General features: G+C 54.1%; 18 protein-coding genes. 12 read left to right on the forward strand and 6 right to left on the reverse strand.

Translation table 11 applies throughout. The features are described from left to right. Positions 1-6: 6 nt before the first annotated feature. Together ACTHPM_RS18795 and ACTHPM_RS18800 are read right to left on the reverse strand one after the other, a co-directional pair. On the reverse strand, positions 7-840 hold the full coding sequence (locus ACTHPM_RS18795) for a carbohydrate ABC transporter permease (protein ID WP_440397250.1): 834 nt from the start codon (positions 838-840) through the stop codon (positions 7-9). After that, positions 840-1,721 carry a carbohydrate ABC transporter permease gene (locus ACTHPM_RS18800; RefSeq protein ID WP_440397249.1) on the reverse strand — a complete coding sequence of 294 codons (882 nt, stop codon included), beginning with the start codon at positions 1,719-1,721 and terminating at the stop codon, positions 840-842. The genes ACTHPM_RS18795 and ACTHPM_RS18800 overlap by 1 nt, the downstream gene beginning before the upstream one ends. Positions 1,722-1,892: 171 nt before the next feature. Between ACTHPM_RS18800 and ACTHPM_RS18805 the strand changes: the two genes are divergently transcribed. After that, entirely contained in the window at positions 1,893-2,654 is a 762-nt protein-coding gene (locus tag ACTHPM_RS18805) for a tryptophan-rich sensory protein (RefSeq protein ID WP_440397248.1), read from the forward strand. A 587-nt stretch (positions 2,655-3,241) separates the two neighbouring features. On the opposite strand, the gene ACTHPM_RS18810 is transcribed toward ACTHPM_RS18805, so the two are convergent. From ACTHPM_RS18810 to ACTHPM_RS18825, 4 genes are all read right to left on the reverse strand, one after another. Further along, complete coding sequence (locus tag ACTHPM_RS18810) at positions 3,242-3,622, reverse strand: RidA family protein (protein WP_440397247.1); 381 nt, start codon at positions 3,620-3,622, stop codon at positions 3,242-3,244. A 60-nt stretch (positions 3,623-3,682) separates the two neighbouring features. Next, positions 3,683-4,369 (reverse strand): oxidoreductase, encoded by a 687-nt coding sequence (locus ACTHPM_RS18815; RefSeq protein WP_440397300.1) that lies wholly within the window; start codon positions 4,367-4,369, stop codon positions 3,683-3,685. 75 nt (positions 4,370-4,444) lie between these two features. Beyond that, complete coding sequence (locus ACTHPM_RS18820; RefSeq protein WP_440397246.1) at positions 4,445-5,860, reverse strand: ATP-binding protein; 1,416 nt, start codon at positions 5,858-5,860, stop codon at positions 4,445-4,447. A gap of 158 nt (positions 5,861-6,018) precedes the next feature. Further along, on the reverse strand, positions 6,019-6,222 hold the full coding sequence (locus ACTHPM_RS18825) for a CsbD family protein (RefSeq protein WP_440397245.1): 204 nt from the start codon (positions 6,220-6,222) through the stop codon (positions 6,019-6,021). A 187-nt stretch (positions 6,223-6,409) separates the two neighbouring features. Here ACTHPM_RS18825 and ACTHPM_RS18830 point away from each other — a divergent pair, with 187 nt between their 5' ends. From ACTHPM_RS18830 to ACTHPM_RS18880, 11 genes are all read left to right on the forward strand, one after another. Then, a complete protein-coding gene (locus ACTHPM_RS18830; protein WP_440421631.1) occupies positions 6,410-7,069 on the forward strand; it encodes a TetR/AcrR family transcriptional regulator in 660 nt (219 codons plus the stop codon). Between the two features lie 50 nt (positions 7,070-7,119). Then, positions 7,120-8,466 carry an MATE family efflux transporter gene (locus tag ACTHPM_RS18835; RefSeq protein WP_440397243.1) on the forward strand — a complete coding sequence of 449 codons (1,347 nt, stop codon included), beginning with the start codon at positions 7,120-7,122 and terminating at the stop codon, positions 8,464-8,466. 191 nt (positions 8,467-8,657) lie between these two features. Further along, the gene (locus tag ACTHPM_RS18840) at positions 8,658-9,065 is read left to right on the forward strand and encodes a GntR family transcriptional regulator (protein ID WP_440397242.1); all 408 of its coding nucleotides are present in this window, start codon (positions 8,658-8,660) and stop codon (positions 9,063-9,065) included. Beyond that, the gene (locus tag ACTHPM_RS18845) at positions 9,062-9,775 is read left to right on the forward strand and encodes an ABC transporter ATP-binding protein (RefSeq protein WP_440397241.1); all 714 of its coding nucleotides are present in this window, start codon (positions 9,062-9,064) and stop codon (positions 9,773-9,775) included. The genes ACTHPM_RS18840 and ACTHPM_RS18845 overlap by 4 nt, the downstream gene beginning before the upstream one ends. After that, entirely contained in the window at positions 9,775-10,551 is a 777-nt protein-coding gene (locus ACTHPM_RS18850) for an ABC transporter permease subunit (RefSeq protein WP_440397240.1), read from the forward strand. Before ACTHPM_RS18845 ends, ACTHPM_RS18850 begins: the two co-directional genes overlap by 1 nt. A 12-nt stretch (positions 10,552-10,563) precedes the next feature. Further along, positions 10,564-11,538: an ABC transporter ATP-binding protein gene (locus tag ACTHPM_RS18855; RefSeq protein WP_440397239.1), complete on the forward strand. Its 975-nt coding sequence runs from the start codon at positions 10,564-10,566 to the stop codon at positions 11,536-11,538. Between the two features lie 40 nt (positions 11,539-11,578). Next, complete coding sequence (locus ACTHPM_RS18860; protein ID WP_440397238.1) at positions 11,579-12,718, forward strand: ABC transporter permease; 1,140 nt, start codon at positions 11,579-11,581, stop codon at positions 12,716-12,718. Between the two features lie 399 nt (positions 12,719-13,117). Then, on the forward strand, positions 13,118-14,014 hold the full coding sequence (locus ACTHPM_RS18865; protein WP_440397237.1) for an FMN-binding protein: 897 nt from the start codon (positions 13,118-13,120) through the stop codon (positions 14,012-14,014). 75 nt (positions 14,015-14,089) lie between these two features. Then, entirely contained in the window at positions 14,090-15,967 is a 1,878-nt protein-coding gene (locus ACTHPM_RS18870) for an FAD-dependent oxidoreductase (RefSeq protein ID WP_440397236.1), read from the forward strand. A 96-nt stretch (positions 15,968-16,063) separates the two neighbouring features. Then, complete coding sequence (locus tag ACTHPM_RS18875; RefSeq protein WP_440397235.1) at positions 16,064-16,507, forward strand: hypothetical protein; 444 nt, start codon at positions 16,064-16,066, stop codon at positions 16,505-16,507. A 62-nt stretch (positions 16,508-16,569) separates the two neighbouring features. Further along, the gene (locus ACTHPM_RS18880; protein WP_440397234.1) at positions 16,570-17,556 is read left to right on the forward strand and encodes a polyprenyl synthetase family protein; all 987 of its coding nucleotides are present in this window, start codon (positions 16,570-16,572) and stop codon (positions 17,554-17,556) included. The last annotated feature ends 17 nt before the right edge of the window (positions 17,557-17,573 follow it).

Raw genomic sequence — 17,573 nt, forward strand, 5'->3', positions numbered from 1 at the left:
GAGAAATCACCCTTTAACCGAGCCTTGGGAGATGCCTTCGATAATGTATTTTTGCATCAATAAAAAGAAGATGACGATTGGCGTAATGCCCAGCACGAGGGCGGGAAGCGCCAAGTCCCACTGCTTCGTGAACTGCCCGAAGAAGGAATAGGTCGCGATCGGAATCGTCTGCAGGTCGGGATTCTGCAAAATCAGGTAAGGCATCAAATAATCGTTCCAGATCCACAGCGCATTCAAAATAATGACCGTTACGACCATCGGCTGCATCAAGGGCAGCACGATTTTGAAGAAAATGCCGTAGGTCGAGCAGCCGTCCACCCGTCCTGCCTCCTCAATCTCCCTCGGAACCGTTTTGACGAATCCGTGGAACAGGAATACCGACAGCGGAGCCCCGAAACCGAGATAACAAATGATCAGCCCGGTCCGCGAATCCATCAGCCCGATCGTACTGACGACCTTCACGAGCGGGATCATGATGGATTGGAACGGAATCACCATCGCGGCGACGAAAGCGCCGAACAGCAGCCGGTTAAACAGCGTATTCCGGCGCACCATCCGGTACGCGGCCATGGAGCTGATGAGGGCAAGCAGCACGTTGCTGACGACGGCGACCACGAGCGAATTCCAGAACACCTTCGGAAATGCAGTCAGCTTCCATGCCTCCGCATAGTTCCCCCACAGGAAGCTCTTCGGCCAGCCGGCCGCATTCGTCAGGATGTCGCCGAAGGACTTGACCGAATTCACGAGCAGAAAATAAAACGGAACCAGAAAGATGAGCGCGATGATGATCATGACTGCTTCAGCGGCAAGCCACTTGCCGCGGCGTCTTGTCGTTTCCATTAAATCTCCACCTCCCTGCTCTTCGTGGCGCGCACCTGGATCATCGAGATGATGGCCACGATGATGAAGAAAATGATCGCCTTTGCCGAGCCCATGCCGAAGCGGCTGATATTGAAGGCTTCATTGTAAATGTTCAGCGCGACCGATTCCGTCGCTTTGAACGGGCCGCCTTTGGTGAGCGACAGGTTCAGGTCAAACAGCTTGAAGGACCAGGATATCGCAAGGAATAAGCATACCGTCACGGCAGGCATAACGAGCGGCACCATGACTTTGCGGAGCACCTGCCCTTTGGATGCCCCGTCGATCTGGGCGGCCTCAATGAGATTCTTCGGCACGTTGTTCAGCGAGGATATGTAAATCACCATCAGGTAACCGGCATTCTGCCAGACGAACACAATCACAACAGCCCAAAAGGCGGTAGATTCGGTCCCCAGCCAAGGAAGATTAAAGAAAGAGAAGCCTGTTGCCTGTCCCAAGGCTGCAAACCCTTTCACGAAAATGAACTGCCAAATGAAGCCGAGCAGCAGTCCGCCAATGACATGCGGTACGAAAAACACGGTACGCAGCGCATTGCGGGTAAATATGGGCCGCGTCAGCAGATATGCAAGCGTGAAGCCGAGAATATTCGTCAGCACGACGCCCAGCACGGTAAATTTCACCGTGAACCAAAAGGATTGCAGGAACTGCGGATCGGAGCTGAAAATATGAACGTAATTGCGCAGGCCCACCCATCCCGCATGCCGGGACACGCCGTTCCAATTCGTGAAGGAATAATAGACTCCCAGTAAAAACGGGAGGATGACGATAACGATGAAAACCAGGGCGGATGGCCCGACGAAAACCAGCTGCTGCAGCAGCTGAGAGGTCTTTTTGGATTTCAAGCTGCTCACTCCTCGAAAGGTCAATTTTCCCTAATATTACCTGCATTCCGGGAAAATGAATCGGAAGAGCTTTTGTTCTACCGCCAGGTTTCTGGGTATATCTTTAAGGATAAGCTGTTCATGAAGCTGTTCATGAAAGACTGAGAAGATCCGTTTGGGAGGCTGATGATTTTGCTGAAGAGCAATCCGTACAAATGGTGGAACCTGCTGGGTTTCATCGCTGTCATCATCGTAAACGCGCTTGCGAATACCAACGTATTAAACGGAATGAAAACCGGGGAAATATCGGACAAATACCCGACGCTGATTACGCCGGCAGGCTATGCGTTCTCGATCTGGTCGCTGATTTATCTGCTGCTGCTCGGGTTCATCATTTACCAGTTCCGGAGAACGACGGAATCCCGCGAATCGGTGCAGCGCATCGGCCCGTGGTTCGTGCTGAGCTGCCTGTTCAACGTCACCTGGCTGCTGCTCTGGCAGTATCTATACATTGAACTGTCGGTGGTTGCGATGGTGCTGCTGTTGCTGTCGCTGATCATGATTTATGTGCGCACGCGCCGGATCCATTATCCGACGCCGGGCGAGATGTGGTTCGTAAAGCTGCCGTTCAGCCTCTATCTTGGCTGGATCAGCGTCGCCACAATCGTCAATGTCGGCGTTGCACTCGAGAAGAACGATTGGGACGGCTTTGGTCTGAGCGATCCGACCTGGGCGGTCATCATGCTGCTTGTTGGCGCAGTGCTCGCGATTCTGGTGAGCTTTCCTTACCGGGACAGCATTTATCCACTGGTCTTCGTGTGGGCTTATGTCGCGATCGGCGTCAAGCAGAGGGATGTAGCGGAGAACGTGTTTGTGGCGGCGTTTATCCTGGCTGCGATATTGTTCATTTATGCGATTTATTTGTTTTTTGCGCGGAATCGGGATCGGGACTAAAGGTGCTTAGTGGCGTGGCTTTAGTGAAATATAATGAGCTTTAGCGGACGCTCCGGGAATCGAATTACGCCCGCAAAATCATTGATGGCTTTCTGGGGGCGCTCCGCAAACGAATCGTTCCTACAATCGCTGTTGCCCCTTCATTTCATGAATTTATAATCGAAGGAAGAAATGAAGGGACAAAGGCGACCGCTTCGCTTTTTCGGAATCGATTCGTCCGCTCCGCTGCTGCGTGCGTAGTGTGACTTTTAACAACATGAAAAATCTCTTACGATGAAACAAGCACGTTCGATCACTTTGCCTCAGGCCACCCTGCTCCTACTGAACTCCAATCATTTACACTGTTAATATTCTCGATCAGTAACATCGCGCCCTCCACTCCCTCCATCTTCATCTGGGAGCACTCAATCGCCCGTTCGTTACATGGCATTTATGCATTGAATATCTACCCATGCAACTGCCGCTCAGCTTATGCACAACAAAAAGCACCGCCGGATCACTGATCCTGGCGGTGCTTTAAGCTTCATAACACGCAAGAAAGGACAGGCTGGCACGCCTGTCCTTTCTTATGTCAATCCGTATGTGCTTTATTTCAACGACGCGATCGTTTCGATCTCCACGAGTCCGTCCTTCGGCAGGCGTGCGACCTCTACGGCGCTGCGCGCCGGGTACGGCTCGGAGAAATACGAAGCGTAAATTTCATTCACGGCCGCAAAGTCGTTCATATCCTTCAGGAACACGGTCGTCTTCACGACCTGCTCCAGGCTGCTGCCTGCGGCTTCCAGGATGGCTTTGACATTGCTCAGCGCAAGACGCGCCTGCTCCTGCACGCCGCTGCCGAATTCTCCGGTTTCCGGATTCAGGCCAAGCTGCCCGGATGTGAACACCAAGTCTCCGATTTGGACCGCCTGGCTGTAAGGTCCGATCGCTCCTGGTGCAGATGTGGTGGAAATAACTTTTTTACTCATCTTTCTCTTCACCCTTTCAGATTAGAATTTCCTGACGAAATTCGGAATTCCGTTGGAAGTTCACTGTATGTATGATTCTGTCGCGCTCATGCCGAGCGCATGAATGACGTCGTTCGGATACACATGAATGCCAGCGGTACCCGTAATTGCGATGCTTACCATGGCCCGTGCAAGGGTTGCGGCAGGCAATGCACGGTATTTGGACGCGCTGCCGCGCATGATCGGATCCAGCCGCGTCATGAAGAATGCGCCTGCCCTCTCCACGAACCGGAAGTCGCTTCGCTTTCCGAGCAGCAGGGATGGACGGAACAAATGAACGCCCGGAAGCCCCACAGAGGACAATACCTGCTCAGCTTCCCCCTTAACCCGGTTATAAAATATGCGGGAAGAAGGATCCGCGCCCATAGCCGTAACGGCAAGAAACTGCTTTACTCCCTGCTGCCTGGCTATTTTTGCGGCACGCAGGGGGTATTCCAGATCCACCTTGCGAAATTTCACTTGAGATCCCGCCTTCCGAATCGTTGTACCCAAACAGCAAAACACGTCCCGAACACCGGCAAAAACCTTCGCGTTCTCTTCCAGCTCTTCCAAGTCAGCGATCGTCTCCTGCAGCTTCGGATGCTGGAAACCCAGCGGACGTCTCGATAGCACCCGCACCTCGCTGTATGCTTCGCTGCGCAGAAGCTCCTGAACCACTTCTCCGCCGACAAGGCCCGTTGCACCTAGCACCAGTGCCTGCATTCCGATCTTCCACCCCCTGCCTTTATGAACCCGTTTGTCCCATTTTAACGGGTACCGCCTGTACGATCAACCACTCCGGCGTTAATTATTTTCCTCCTGCACCAGGGGCAGATGCAGCGAGAAGCGGCTGCCTTTTCCTTCTTCACTTTCCAGCTCGATGTATCCCCCAAGGAGCTTCGACAAGTCGCGGCTGATGGAAAGGCCGAGGCCTGTCCCCCCGTACCGGCGGCTGATCGAACCGTCCGCCTGTTTGAAGGCTTCAAAGATATATTCCTGTTTCTCTTTCGGAATGCCGATCCCGGTATCAATGACGTCAAACACGATCCAATCCTCTTTCGCTTCGGCGCTTCCGAGCAGTTCCAGCCGGATATCCAGCTTCACGGTGCCCTCATGGGTAAACTTGAATGCGTTCGAAAGCAGGTTTAGCAGGATCTGCTGAACCCGGTTCGGGTCGGTATGCAGCGTCTGGGGAAGACGCTCATCCAATCTAGTGACGAAGTCGATGTTTCCCCGCTCGGCCTCATGCTCAAAATGCACGGCGAGCAGATGGGGAATCTCGCTTATATTCATGTCTTCTTTGACGATTTCGAGCTGGCCGGCTTCCACCTTGGACAGATCGAGAATATCATTGATAATGGTGAGAAGCTCTCGTCCCGACTTGAAAATGATGCTTCCGTACTCGGCCATTTCCTCCTTGGTGCGTTCATCATCCTCCTCGCTGATCAGCTGCGCGAAGTTGATGATGCTGTTGAGCGGCGTCCGCAGCTCATGGGACATATTCGCCAGAAATTCCGTCTTATACTGGGAGGACCTCGCAAGCTCCCGCGCCCGCTCCTCAAGCACGATTTTGGCCTTATGAAGTTCCTCGGCCTGGGCTGAGAGGAGCACGTTGCTGTGCTTGATCTGCACGATCCGGTTGCGCTCCAGCTGAAAATCCCGCAAAATCAGCGAGAACATCAGGCTGAGCACTATACTGAGCGGCAGCGCAACCGGCATGATGTCCGTAAAATAATCCTTCGCCGGTATGACGCCGAGAAACGCGATATCCAGGGTATTCAGCACGTTAAGGACGATGATTGTGATGCATCCCTGCGTCATGAGCCCGAAGCTTTTCCGGTTCATCCATACGTGAAGCAGCGCGGCCACTCCCCCCAGAATGCATAGATTCAGGAAGCCCGCGATTGCGGCATCGTTCACACCGAACAACAGCCTGGACAGTCCGATGCTGACACCGATAATCACCAGCGTCAGCGGCTCTGCATAGGCGACCGTCGCGATGATCAAAGGAATGATGCGAAGATCGAAAATGACGTTCTCGCTCAGGTTATATCCGAACAGCATGCTCAGCCAGCCGCAAAATATAATCAGCAGCACCGAGCTTATGTATTTGACGGAGGAGGATGTACGGCTGAGCGCATATTTATATATCAAATTCGCCAGGTAAGCAACCGTGACGAGCAGAGCCGTATTGCCAAGAAAAATTTTGGAGAACTCCATGTACTCACTCCTGAACATTATGCATTGCACACTATCTCCTATCATATCACGATGATGCCAGTTAATGAGGCTTTTCATACAAATAAAGGTCAAAAAAGCCACCTGAAAACTCAGGTGGCTTCGAGATGGCTTAAACGCCTATATGCTTAACCTAAATATTAGTCCATATGAGAACGGGACCAATTATGATATTCCTTTTCGGCGGCATCCTTCGTATGGCCGTAACGCTCCTGCAGCTTGCCTACGAGCTTGTCTTTTTCACCGTCGATCTTGTCCAGATCATCATCCGTAAGCTCGCCCCACTGCTTCTTCGCTTCGCCTTTCAACTGGTTCCATTTTCCTTTGAATACGTTGTTATCCATTATGATCAGCTCCTTACGTTTGATGGGTATCGGCACGGCGCGTTTGCGCTGCCCGGTACATGAATATTACCCGTTCATGTGAGGGCTGAATCCCGCATCCCCTGGTATAAACATCCAGTCCTGTATCCTGGAAAAGCCCGCGGCCCCTTCTCGCAGGGGATTGAAATTTAATCAATCAGGAATTATAATGAAGGAGGATTATTTTAGAACGAACGTTCAGTATAAACTTGAGGTGATCATCATTTTAAATAAAAAGCAGCTTTCCAGCCAGCAGACGAAGCAAAAGGTAGCCGAAGCCGCACGAACGCTTTTCGGCCAGAAGGGGTACGCCTCCACTTCGATTGAAGACATCGTATCGGCCACGCAGATCAGCAAGGGCAATATTTATTACCATTTCAAAAATAAAGAGGGCCTTTTTCTCTACCTCCTCGAGGAATGGACCCTGGAGTGGGCGGAGCAGTTTCAGGCCAAAAAAGCCCGATATCATACGGTCAAGGAGCAAATCATCGCGCTGGTGGAGCATTTCGTCGTGGATGGCTTCCATCACCCGCTGACCCGGGCTACCAATGAATTTTATGCTACCGAGCTCATTACTTCCCCAAATCAGGACAAGATTGAAGAAATGATGCACATGTACCTCCGCAATTACGAAGAACTGCTGGCGGAGGGCATGGCAAGCGGTGAATTCAAGCCGGATGATGCCCGTCTCCTGAGCATTATTCTGGAGGGCATGCTGGCAGGCATCGAATTTTCCACCAACAAGCTTGAATTAGACGAGGCGCTGAACCTCTACCGGAAGGCAATCCATGTGTTTTTGTACGGCATCGCCGAAACAAACCGTTCATAACCTGAATATTTCATCTGCTTAACGCCCCTTTCGGGGCTATGGAGGACACCATGAGTCAAGAAAAAGCAATGCTCCCTTCCATGGAGACGGACTCCGTAGGAAAGGTGTTTGTACGCTACTTAATACCGTCCTTGGTCGGCATGCTGATGATGTCGATCAACGTAGTCGCGGACGGCATTTTCGTCGGCCACCGGCTCGGCGCTCTTGCGCTTGCCGGCATCAATATCGCATCCCCTGTATTCTCCGTGTTTTTCGCCATGTCGTTATGGCTTGGCATCGGCGGCGCAACGCTGTATTCGCAAGCCAAGGGCGCCCGAAACATGAAGCAGGCCCAACAAATTTTCACCCACTCGCTGATCCTCATTTTCGTATTGACCCTGCTGGTGGCCGTGACAGCCTACCTGGCTCGCGTCCCTCTGGCCTACGCGCTCGGCGCAAACGAAGATACGCTGCCCTACGCGCTGGAGTACATGACCGTGCTGCTGACTTACGGCTTTATCATTACGATCCAGAATGCATTCAGCCTGTTCGTCCGCAATGACGGCAACCCGAACCTGTCCATGATTTCGATGGTCGTATCCGCCGTGCTGAATATCATTTTGAACTATATTTTCTTATACGTATTCGATATGACCGTCAAAGGCTCGGCGCTGGCAACCGTCGCCGCCACGCTCGTCGGGGCGGTCGTTCTGTTCGCCCACTTTCTGCGTAAGGAGCGCTCCCTGGCCTTCGTGAGGCCGTATTTCTCATGGAGGCTGGCAATCCGGACGTTGACGATCGGCTTCCCCAGCTTTATTTCCGAGGTCGGCTTATCGGTATTCACGATCGGGTACAATGTCGCAATGGTGCGCTGGGCCGGCACCGCAGGCATAGCCGCTTTCTCGGTCCTGAACTACGCCCACAATGTCATGCTGATGCTGTTCCTCGGGATGGGCTCGGCCATTCAGCCGCTGATCAGCTATTACCGCGGAGCGAAGCTTCGCATGCGCGAAGTGAAGACGATCCGGATCGCCGCCTTGACGGCATTCTTTTCGGGTATAGTGGTCTTCCTGTTCGGACTTTTGTTCGCAGGCAGCATCGTATCCTTGTTCGGCGATTTCTCGCAAGAGGTCCGCACGCTGGCTATCAGCGGCATCCGGCTGTTCTTTGCCGCATATATGTTCATGGGCATCAACTTCGTCATGATGACGTATTTCCAGGCATCGGAACAAGTCAAAGTTGCCGTCTGGATCACCCTCTCCCGGGAAATCATTCTGATGGTCCTGTTCCTGTTGACGCTCCCCCGTCTGATCGGTACCAACGGGGTCTGGCTGTCGATCCCGCTCTCCGAGTGCGTCGTTGCCGCCTGCATATTCATCTATGTCAAACGGAAAAACCGCTCCCTGCCTGCGTTTTGATAACACCCGCGCAAGGCATGGAGCCGAAATAACCGCCAAGCCTGCCCGTCTCCTTTAAGGAGCGGCGGGCTTTTTCGTTTTTCACGGAGTCGGCCAGAAATTTTTGAAACAGCCTATTGTATTAAGTGTATTAGGTGATATAATACACTTAAATCACTAATCGTACTTCCGGTACGGTAGGAGGAGCGTCTATGGAAGAACAGCAGGTTGGCTCGCTGCATTTTCACATTGACTTCAGTCAACCTTTATACGAGCAGATACTTGATCAAGCCAGAAGCGCCATTGCAAAAGGAGAGATCGCTTTGGGAGATAAAATGCCATCGGTTAGAGAACTTGCGCAGGAGCTGCGGATCAATCCGAACACGGTCATGCGTGCCTATCAGGAGCTGGAGCGGGACGGACTAACGGAGAAGCGCCGGGGACAGGGAACATACGTCACCTCCTCCCCCGAGCATGTGGCTTCGTTCCGGACGGCGCTCGCGGCCCGGTATATCGACAGCTTCATGGAACAGATGGAAAGCCTCGGTCTTGCATGGGATGATATCGAAACTTACATTCGCCAGAAAAGGAACGCGGAGCAAGGAGGAAGCGATTTATGACCCCAAATATCGTTGAGTGCCATCAAATTACGAAGCATTACGGCAAGAAGAAAGCGCTGGACCAGTTCGAGATTGCCATTCCCTCGGGCAGGATCACAGGCATTCTGGGTCCGAACGGCTGCGGAAAGTCAACGTTCTTCCGGATGCTGACCGGCTTGGTCAGACCGGATGCCGGACGCATCGAAGTGCTGGGCAAAGCGCCGGGCTGGCAGATCAACCAGGACATCGCCTACCTCCCCGACCGTGCCCGATGGTACCCGAACCACACCGCGCGGGCGGCGCTGGAATGGGGAAATAGCTTCCTGCCCGGCTTTTCCATGGAAAGAGCAATCCAGCTGGCGGACTACATGGACATTGACCTCGACGCCAAAGTCGGCGGCATGAGCCGCGGACAGGAGGCCCGGATCATGCTGATTCTCTGCCTTGCGCGGGATGTGCGGATGATCGTGCTCGACGAGCCTTTTACCGGCATCGACGTCATTTCAAGAGAGGCGATCGTCGCCAGCCTCATCGATTATTTGGAGGAAAGCGAGCAGTCGGTCCTGATCAGCACTCATGACATTCAAGAGGTCGAAGGCTTGTTCGACTACACGGTCATGATGAAGGAAGGCCGCGCGATCTGGACCGGTAGCACCGAGGATTTAAGGTCGGAATACGGCTCGCTGCGCGACGTTTTCCGCACAATGTACATGAAGGAGTGGAACAAGTGATGGACTCTGCTGTTTTCAGGAATCTGGTCCGGCATGAACTCAAAGGCAAAGGGAGCTGGCGCAAGCAAAACCGCGCGCGCATGTCTCGGAAATGGTGGCTCACCTATTGTCTTGTCATTCTCACTGCCGTCATCGGCTTCATGACTTATTTTGCCATCCATGACCAACTGGAGATCAACTCCATCTGGTACGTGACGCTGGGTTTTCCGTATATGGTCTTCTTCTGGGGCTACGGCTCCGTGAAACGGGAATGGGAAAATGACACCTACGGCTGGTGGCTGACCATGCCTTATCCGCGTGCCAAGCTGATCACAGCCAAGTGGCTGGGCATCTGGCTGAAGCTTTTGATCGGCATTGTCATCACCTTTGCCGTCGTCTCTGCGTATGTTCTTCTTCTGTCGCTGGTGCTTCCATCCTACTCACTCTCAGATGTCGGCTCCTTCATGATTGCGGGCATCGATTGGCTCGCGCTGGTCGCAGGGTTCAGCCCGCTCATCATCGCGCTCGGCATCCTGATTTCTGTCGTTCAGAGCAGCTCGCTCCGCCCGATTTCTCCGGTGCTGTGGATTGTGTTTATGGGCGGATTAGGCTTGATATTTCAGCTTCCGGACTCCTTTATATCGGAGAATATGATTCAGCAGGGAACGGAGCAAATGAAAGTCGAATGGTTTCCTTACCCATGGGAGCTGCCCATTGCCATGGGAATCAGCTGGATTTTGACCTATGCCGTGCTTACATTTACAGCGTATCTGCTTGAGAATAAATTGGAACTTTAGGAGGAATATCGAATGGTTCAAGTCATGATCGGGGCCGAGCCCCTCCCTGATTTAAATTCAGATAACAACGAATATATGCTAGAAGTGAACGGACTTAAAAAGGCCTATGCCAAAAAACAGGCGCTGGAGAACGTGACCTTCTCACTTCGCCCCGGCACCTCCTTCGGCTTTCTTGGTCCCAACGGTGCGGGAAAATCGACGACCATGAAGATATTGACCGGCATCGTAAAGGCGGACGGCGGCTCCGCCCGGCTGTTCGGGAAGGACCTGACCCGGGAGCCGGATGCCGTATCCCGGTTTATCGGCTACGTGCCGCAGGAGATTACCCTGTACGAGAAGCTGAGCGCGTACGACAACCTTCTGTTTTTCGGCGAAGCGTACGGCGTCAGCGGTAAAGAGCTCAAGCAGCGGATTGACCAGGTGCTGGCAAGAACCGGGCTGCTGGAGCGCTCCAAGGATATCGTCAGCACCTTCTCCGGCGGCATGAAGCGGAGAATCAACATCGCCGCTGCCCTGCTCCACCGCCCCAAGCTGCTCATTCTGGATGAGCCGACCGTCGGGATTGATCCGCAGTCGCGCAATCATATCTTTGAAATGATCCGGGAGCTGAACCGCGAAGGCGTGACGATCATTTATTCCACCCACTATATGGAGGAAGTTGAAGCGCTTTGCGATGAAGTCGCCATTATGGATCAGGGTTCGATCAAGGCGATGGGGCCGCTCGGAGAGGTGCTGGAACGGTACGGCAGCAATGCGATTTACCTTGAGGTGCCCGGGCTTGCGGAGCTGCCCCGAGACCCCGATGTCAACTCCTATCGCAAGGAAGGCTCCGGCTGGTTGCTGGAAACCGCCAGCTCTGCGGCCGTCATGCAGCGTCTGCTTCACCTGGCCGCGCAGCACCGCTGGGACGTTAAGCAGCTCGAGGTCGTCCGCCCTTCGCTCGAAAGCGTGTTCCTGAAGGTAACCGGAACGGCGCTGCGTGATTAGAAGAACAACATAACCGTGAAATTAAAAGGAGGTTCAGACCATGAAAGCGATGATTATCAAAGAGCTTCGGCTCATCAGCAAGGACCGGCGCAGCTTCCTCTTCCTGCTCTTCATGCCTATCATATTTATTGTCATGTTCGGTTCCATTTTCAATCAGGGTGACGGCGCCTCCATCACGCTGCGAACGGTGGATCAGGATCAGTCTCCGGCTTCGAAGGCGCTGATCGAACAGATGAAGGGCATTATGGACGTGAAGCAGCTTCCCGGCGACAACTTGAACGAGCAGCTTGATAAAATCAAACAGGGGCAGTTTTCCGCCATGCTGGTTATTCCGAGCGGCTTCGAGCAGTCCATGAAGGAAGGCAAGGCCGCGGATATCAAGCTGTACCAGGATCCGGCCGCCCAGACGGAAACCGCGCCGATCCAGGCCATCCTCGGCAGCATATCGGCAAACTACCGCGAGCAGAAGCTAACGGACCTGCTGATGGGTCAGGGCAATTCCAAGGCGCAGGCGGATGCGGCTCTTGCTTCCCCCATCCATATTGAGAATGTATCTACAACTTCCGACCACTTGAACATGATTGACCAGGTCGTGCCGGGCATGACCGTCATGTTCGTGTTCTTCATTATGATCACGATGGCCCGCCGTTTCTTTGAGGAAAAGAAAACCGGCCTCTTGTCCCGTATTCGTACCACGCGCATCAAGCCTCTGCACTACCTGATCGGCATGTGGTTCCCGTTCGTGCTGACCGTGATATGCCAGTGCGCGATCCTCTTCGCCTTCGGACATTTTGTTTACGACCTGAAGCTCGGGGATATCGCCGCCTTGTCCGCCGTCGTGCTCAGTCTCAGCATTGCCGGCACAGGCATTGGACTCGGCCTCTCCTTTCTCGTTCCCGGCGAGGGCGCCGCGATGGTCGTTACGCAAATCATTTCGATGGGCGGAGCGATGCTCGGTGGCCTGTGGGTACCGTCCTACCTCCTGCCCCAAAGCGTACAGACGATCGGACATTTCCTTCCGCAGTTCTGGGCGCAGCATTCCCTGCTCGATATTATTGTCCACGGCGCGCATATCGGCGATATTTGGAGCTCGGCGCTCATCCTGCTGGCCTTCGGTCTGGCCGGGCTGACGATCGCCTTGATCCGCCTTCCCGGCTTCCTTCGTTCGGCAGCCAATTAGTCTTTTACACAATAAACAGTGCTCATCTGTAGCCTGAATCGGATCTGCCAGAAATGATCCGGCTCAGGCTTTTTTCGTTCACACAGCAGCGCTCTTTTCGCATACAATGGACGGATAGGAGATTAATTTTAAACTCGCTCACGCTTGTGATTACTTTCACATAATTGCGTTGTATACCTATGCTACAATGCCATCGACAAGAGAATTTGGAATATCAACATGATTAATAATATAAATTGAACAAAAGAATGGATAGGCGCTTCGCCAGTGTGCTTCAGGTCATGTACCACGATTTCATTCCATCGGAGATTGCCTATAGAATGCGCATAAGCGCACATTGATTATGGTTTTAACATTTTTTCATAGATATTATCAAATGAACATTGGAGGTCATTAGACATGAACAAAAGATGGTCTATTCTATTATCCGGCGCCCTGATGGCGGGCCTGCTCGCCGGCTGCGGCGGCGACAAGGAAGCCGCAACCGAAACCACCGACCCTGCACCGGCTGCAACGGACACCAAAGAAGCAGCAACTCCCCCTGCTGACGGCGGCAGCTACAAGGACGGCACGTATTTTGCCGAAGGCACCATGGATGAAAAGAGCGGCTGGCAGCCTTACGTCGTCCTCTCCGTCGAAAGCGGCAAAATCACCAAGGCCGACTGGAACTATGTCAGCGCCAAAGGCGGACCCGACAAGAAAACGCTCGACAAAGCAGGCAAATACGGCATGAAAGCCGGCGGCGGGTCATCGGAATGGTATGAGCAAGCCGAAAAGGCCGAGCAGTACCTGATTGAAAAGCAGGATCCCGCAGCGATTACGGTCACTGCTGAAGGCAAAACCGATGCCGTTTCCGGCGTATCCATTCATGTGAAAGATTTCACCACATTATCCGAGCAAGCCCTGTCCGCAGGACCTGCAGCACCCGGTTCTTATAAAGACGGCTCCTATCATGTGGAAGGCGACGCGTTCGACAAGGAAAGCGGCTGGAAGCCTACGGTCGATATCACGGTAGCGAATGGCAAAATCATTTACGCCTACTTCAGCGGCGTCAACGCCAAGGGCGAAGACAAGCAGACTGTTTCCAAGGAAGGCAAATACGGCATGAAAGCCGGCGGAGCCCAAGCCGAATGGCATGAAGAGGCGATTAAAGCACAGGATTATCTGATCGAGAAACAGGATCCGGCAGCGATTACGCTCAAAGATGACGGAACGACCGATGCCATCTCCGGCGTCAGCATTCACATCAAGGACTACGTGACTCTGGCCCAAAAAGCGCTCGATGGAGCGAAGTAATCCAGGCCGGGCAAGCGCTCGATGCTGCAAAGCGAAGCCGGGGTCAGAACATAAGTCAAACGAGGTGAGCATTCCATGAAAAGAATCGTTTTGCTGGGCGGCGGTTACGGCGGTGTCCTCACGGCCAAGAAGCTGGCGAAAAAATTCAAGAAAGACGGCAATGTCGAGATTACGCTGATTGACCGCAATCCCTATCATACATTGCTGACAGAGCTTCACGAGGTGGCGGCCAACCGCACGCCCGAGGATGCGGTCAAAATCGAGCTGAAGAAAATATTCGAGGGGCAAAAGGTTCAGGTCGTTATGGACGAAATCCGCCATATCGATTTCACGGCCCAAACGCTGGAATCCCGCAAAGGCAAATACAATTACGATTATCTGGTCATCGGCACAGGCTGTAAGCCTACCTTCTTCGGCATTCCCGGCGCAGCGGAGAACAGCTTCACGCTCTGGTCTTACGAGGATGCGGTCCGGCTGAAAGAGCAGATCCGCAACATGTTCGGAGAAGCCGCCAAGGAAACCGATCCGGCGGTGCGCAAAAACAAGCTCTCCTTTGTCGTGGTAGGCGCCGGCTTTACCGGCGTGGAGCTGGTCGGAGAAATGGCCGAATTCCGCGACGAGCTGTGCAAGGAATTTTTCATTGATCCGCAGGAGGTCCGTCTGGTCGTCGCCGATATGGCTCCGAAAATCCTGCCGATCCTGCCCGATAAGCTGATCGCAAAGTCGGAGAAGCGGCTTGCGAAGATGCGCGTCGAGGTCATTACGAACGCCAAAATCACACGCGTCGATTCCCAGGCCGTCATCATGGGCGATCAGCGGATTCCGGCACATACCATTGTCTGGACTGCCGGTGTGGAAGGATCCGAGCTGGTGGGCTCGCTTGACGTGCAGCAGCAGGGCCGCAAACGGATCGTCACGAACGACAAGCTGCAAAGCGTGGATCACGACAATGTGTACGTGGTGGGCGATAACATATTTTACATTCCGGAAGGCGAAGAGCGGCCGGTACCACAAATGGTGGAGAACGCCGAGCAAGCAGCGCCAATCATTGCCCATAACATCCATGCAGATGTCACGAATCAGGCGAAAAAGTCATATAAGCCGGGCTTTCACGGCACAATGGTCTGCATTGGCAGCCATTACGGCGTAGCCAACGTCGGCCTGCCGAACCGCATGTTCATGCTGAGCGGCTTCATGGCCCTGTTCGCCAAGCATTTTATCAACATGTTCTACCTGTTCACGGTCGCAGGCTTCAATAAAGTGTGGTCGTACATGATGCATGAGTTCTTTCATGTGCATAACCGCCGCAGCTTCGTCGGAGGACATTTTTCCAAGCGCTCGCCGAATTTCTGGCTGCTGCCGCTGCGGCTCTATGTCGGTTATATGTGGCTGTCGGAGGGACTCGAGAAGCTGTGGAAAATCATTGACAATCCATCACGCATCTTCCTGATTCCACCATCTCCGAATGCCGCAGATGCCACCTCGGCCGCCAGTCAGGCCGTGGACGCGGTAGCCAAGACGGTTGACGCTCAAGCAGCCGCATCGGCCGTGACGACCGCCAAGGATGCCGTCGAAGCCCTTCCGGTACCGCAGTTCATTACAAGCATCATGAACGGCTTCATGGATATCTTCTTTTATCAATCGAACGGAGATTATACGGTGCTTGCCAAGGTGTTCCAGACGGGCATGGTCCTCGCCGAAATCACCTTCGGCATCCTGCTGATCATCGGATTGTTCACCGCTCTCTCTTCGGTCGCCACCATTGCCATGGGCCTCATGATCTGGTGCTCCGGGATGGCGCCTTACGAGATGCTCTGGTACCTTACGGCTGGCGTCGCATTAATCGGAGGATCGGGCAGCATATTCGGACTGGACTACTACGTCCTTCCTTGGTTGAAAAAACACTGGAAACGAATTCCGTTAGTCCGGCGCTGGTATCTGTATACCGATTGACGCCGACATACGGATCTCACAGGGATGGAGTAATGTGCAGCAGCGCGCACGTTGCTCCATCTTCGTTTTAAACGATTTTATCAGGGGGTGCTTGAAATGACCGAACTTACCGAAAAAGCCCTGCAGCTGCTTAACCATGCCTGCGCACCTGAAGCTATGGCCGTGCTGGACGCGGATCCATTAGAACTCCGGGCGGCTGCTTCCTTGCTGGAACGATATGCGGTTCCCCGTTCCCGAGGCGCCAAGCTGTTGGCTTTGATGATTCTATTGGAGCTGGCACGCAAGCGGCATGACGGCCTTACTTTCGCCGATGAGCGGCTCACTGGGCGAATACTGGACGGAGACTACTTTCAGAGCCTTTACGTCCAGTTGGCCGTCCAATTCGAAGAGCTGGACCTGGTGCGTTACCTCGCTCCGCTTCTCAAGCGGCATTATGTCCGCCTAGCCTTGGGCGAAGCTGGCGGCGAGCCGCTCCTAGCCAGCCTGGAGGGATATTTGCGGGCCGAACAAGCGGCGGCCCGCAAGGAACGCGCCATCTAACTGCAGGATGATCGTCCGTACGAATACGTAAAGACTAAGATGAGGACTTGGAGGAATGAGACATGAAGCCTTCCCTGCCTGAAACCCTTCAGATCGATATCCATCGCATCAACCGCGAAATCGAGCATATCGTCAAATACGACAAGGACGTCCCCCGCACCTCGGTGCTGGCGCGCAGCGTCCTTCAGCTGATCCGCTCCGGCGGCAAGCGGCTGCGGCCCGTGCTGGTCATTGCCGGCAGCCGCTTTGGCTGCGCACCGACCGGCCGCCGCCAGTATCAGCTTGCGGCGGCCGCGGAGTTCATCCATGCTGCCTCCCTGATCCATGACGATATCATCGACCGCTCGGACCTGCGGCGGGGCGCCCCCTCCCTGCATACGCAGACCGGCGTGTCCGCGGCAATCCATATCGGGAACTACATGTCGGCAAGGGTCTTGGAGCTGCTCTCCGGATATACGGATGACCATGACCGTTTCGTCCACGACCTTTCCTCCTTGGCTACAGCCCAGCTCTGTCTCGGGGAATATGAGCAGCTGCGGCATGCGTATGATTATGATCTGACCATGGAGCAGTATCTCGAAAAGACGCGCTGCAAAACCGCACAGCTCATGGCCACCTGCCTGCGCACGGGTGCGCTGTCCGCGGATGCGCGGCCCGAAACGGCCGAGCGTCTCTACCGTTTCGGCGAAGCGCTCGGCATGGCTTTTCAGATCGAGGACGATATCCTGGATTTCACCGCGACGGCGGAAGCGCTCGGCAAGCCGGCCGGCAGCGATCTCATCCGGGGGCAGGTGACTCTCCCCGTTCTGTATGCGCTCGAGGATCGTGATCTCGCGCCCCGGATTCGCGCCATTCAGCCGGACTCCCCGGCGGAGGCGGTGGCATATGTACTGGAGCGCATCCGCAGCGGGGACGCGCTCGAAAGATCCGAGCAGATGCGCAGGCAATATTTGCAGAGCGCCATGCAGGCGGTGGAGCCGCTGCGCGGTCATCCGGCCTACGGACAGCTGGAGGTGCTTCACCGGTATTTCGGTGGAAAATCGGCATAAGTAGCTTGCATCCCTGG

The organism is Paenibacillus sp. SAFN-054, from assembly GCF_051966755.1.
Lineage (GTDB): Bacteria > Bacillota > Bacilli > Paenibacillales > Paenibacillaceae > Paenibacillus_AQ.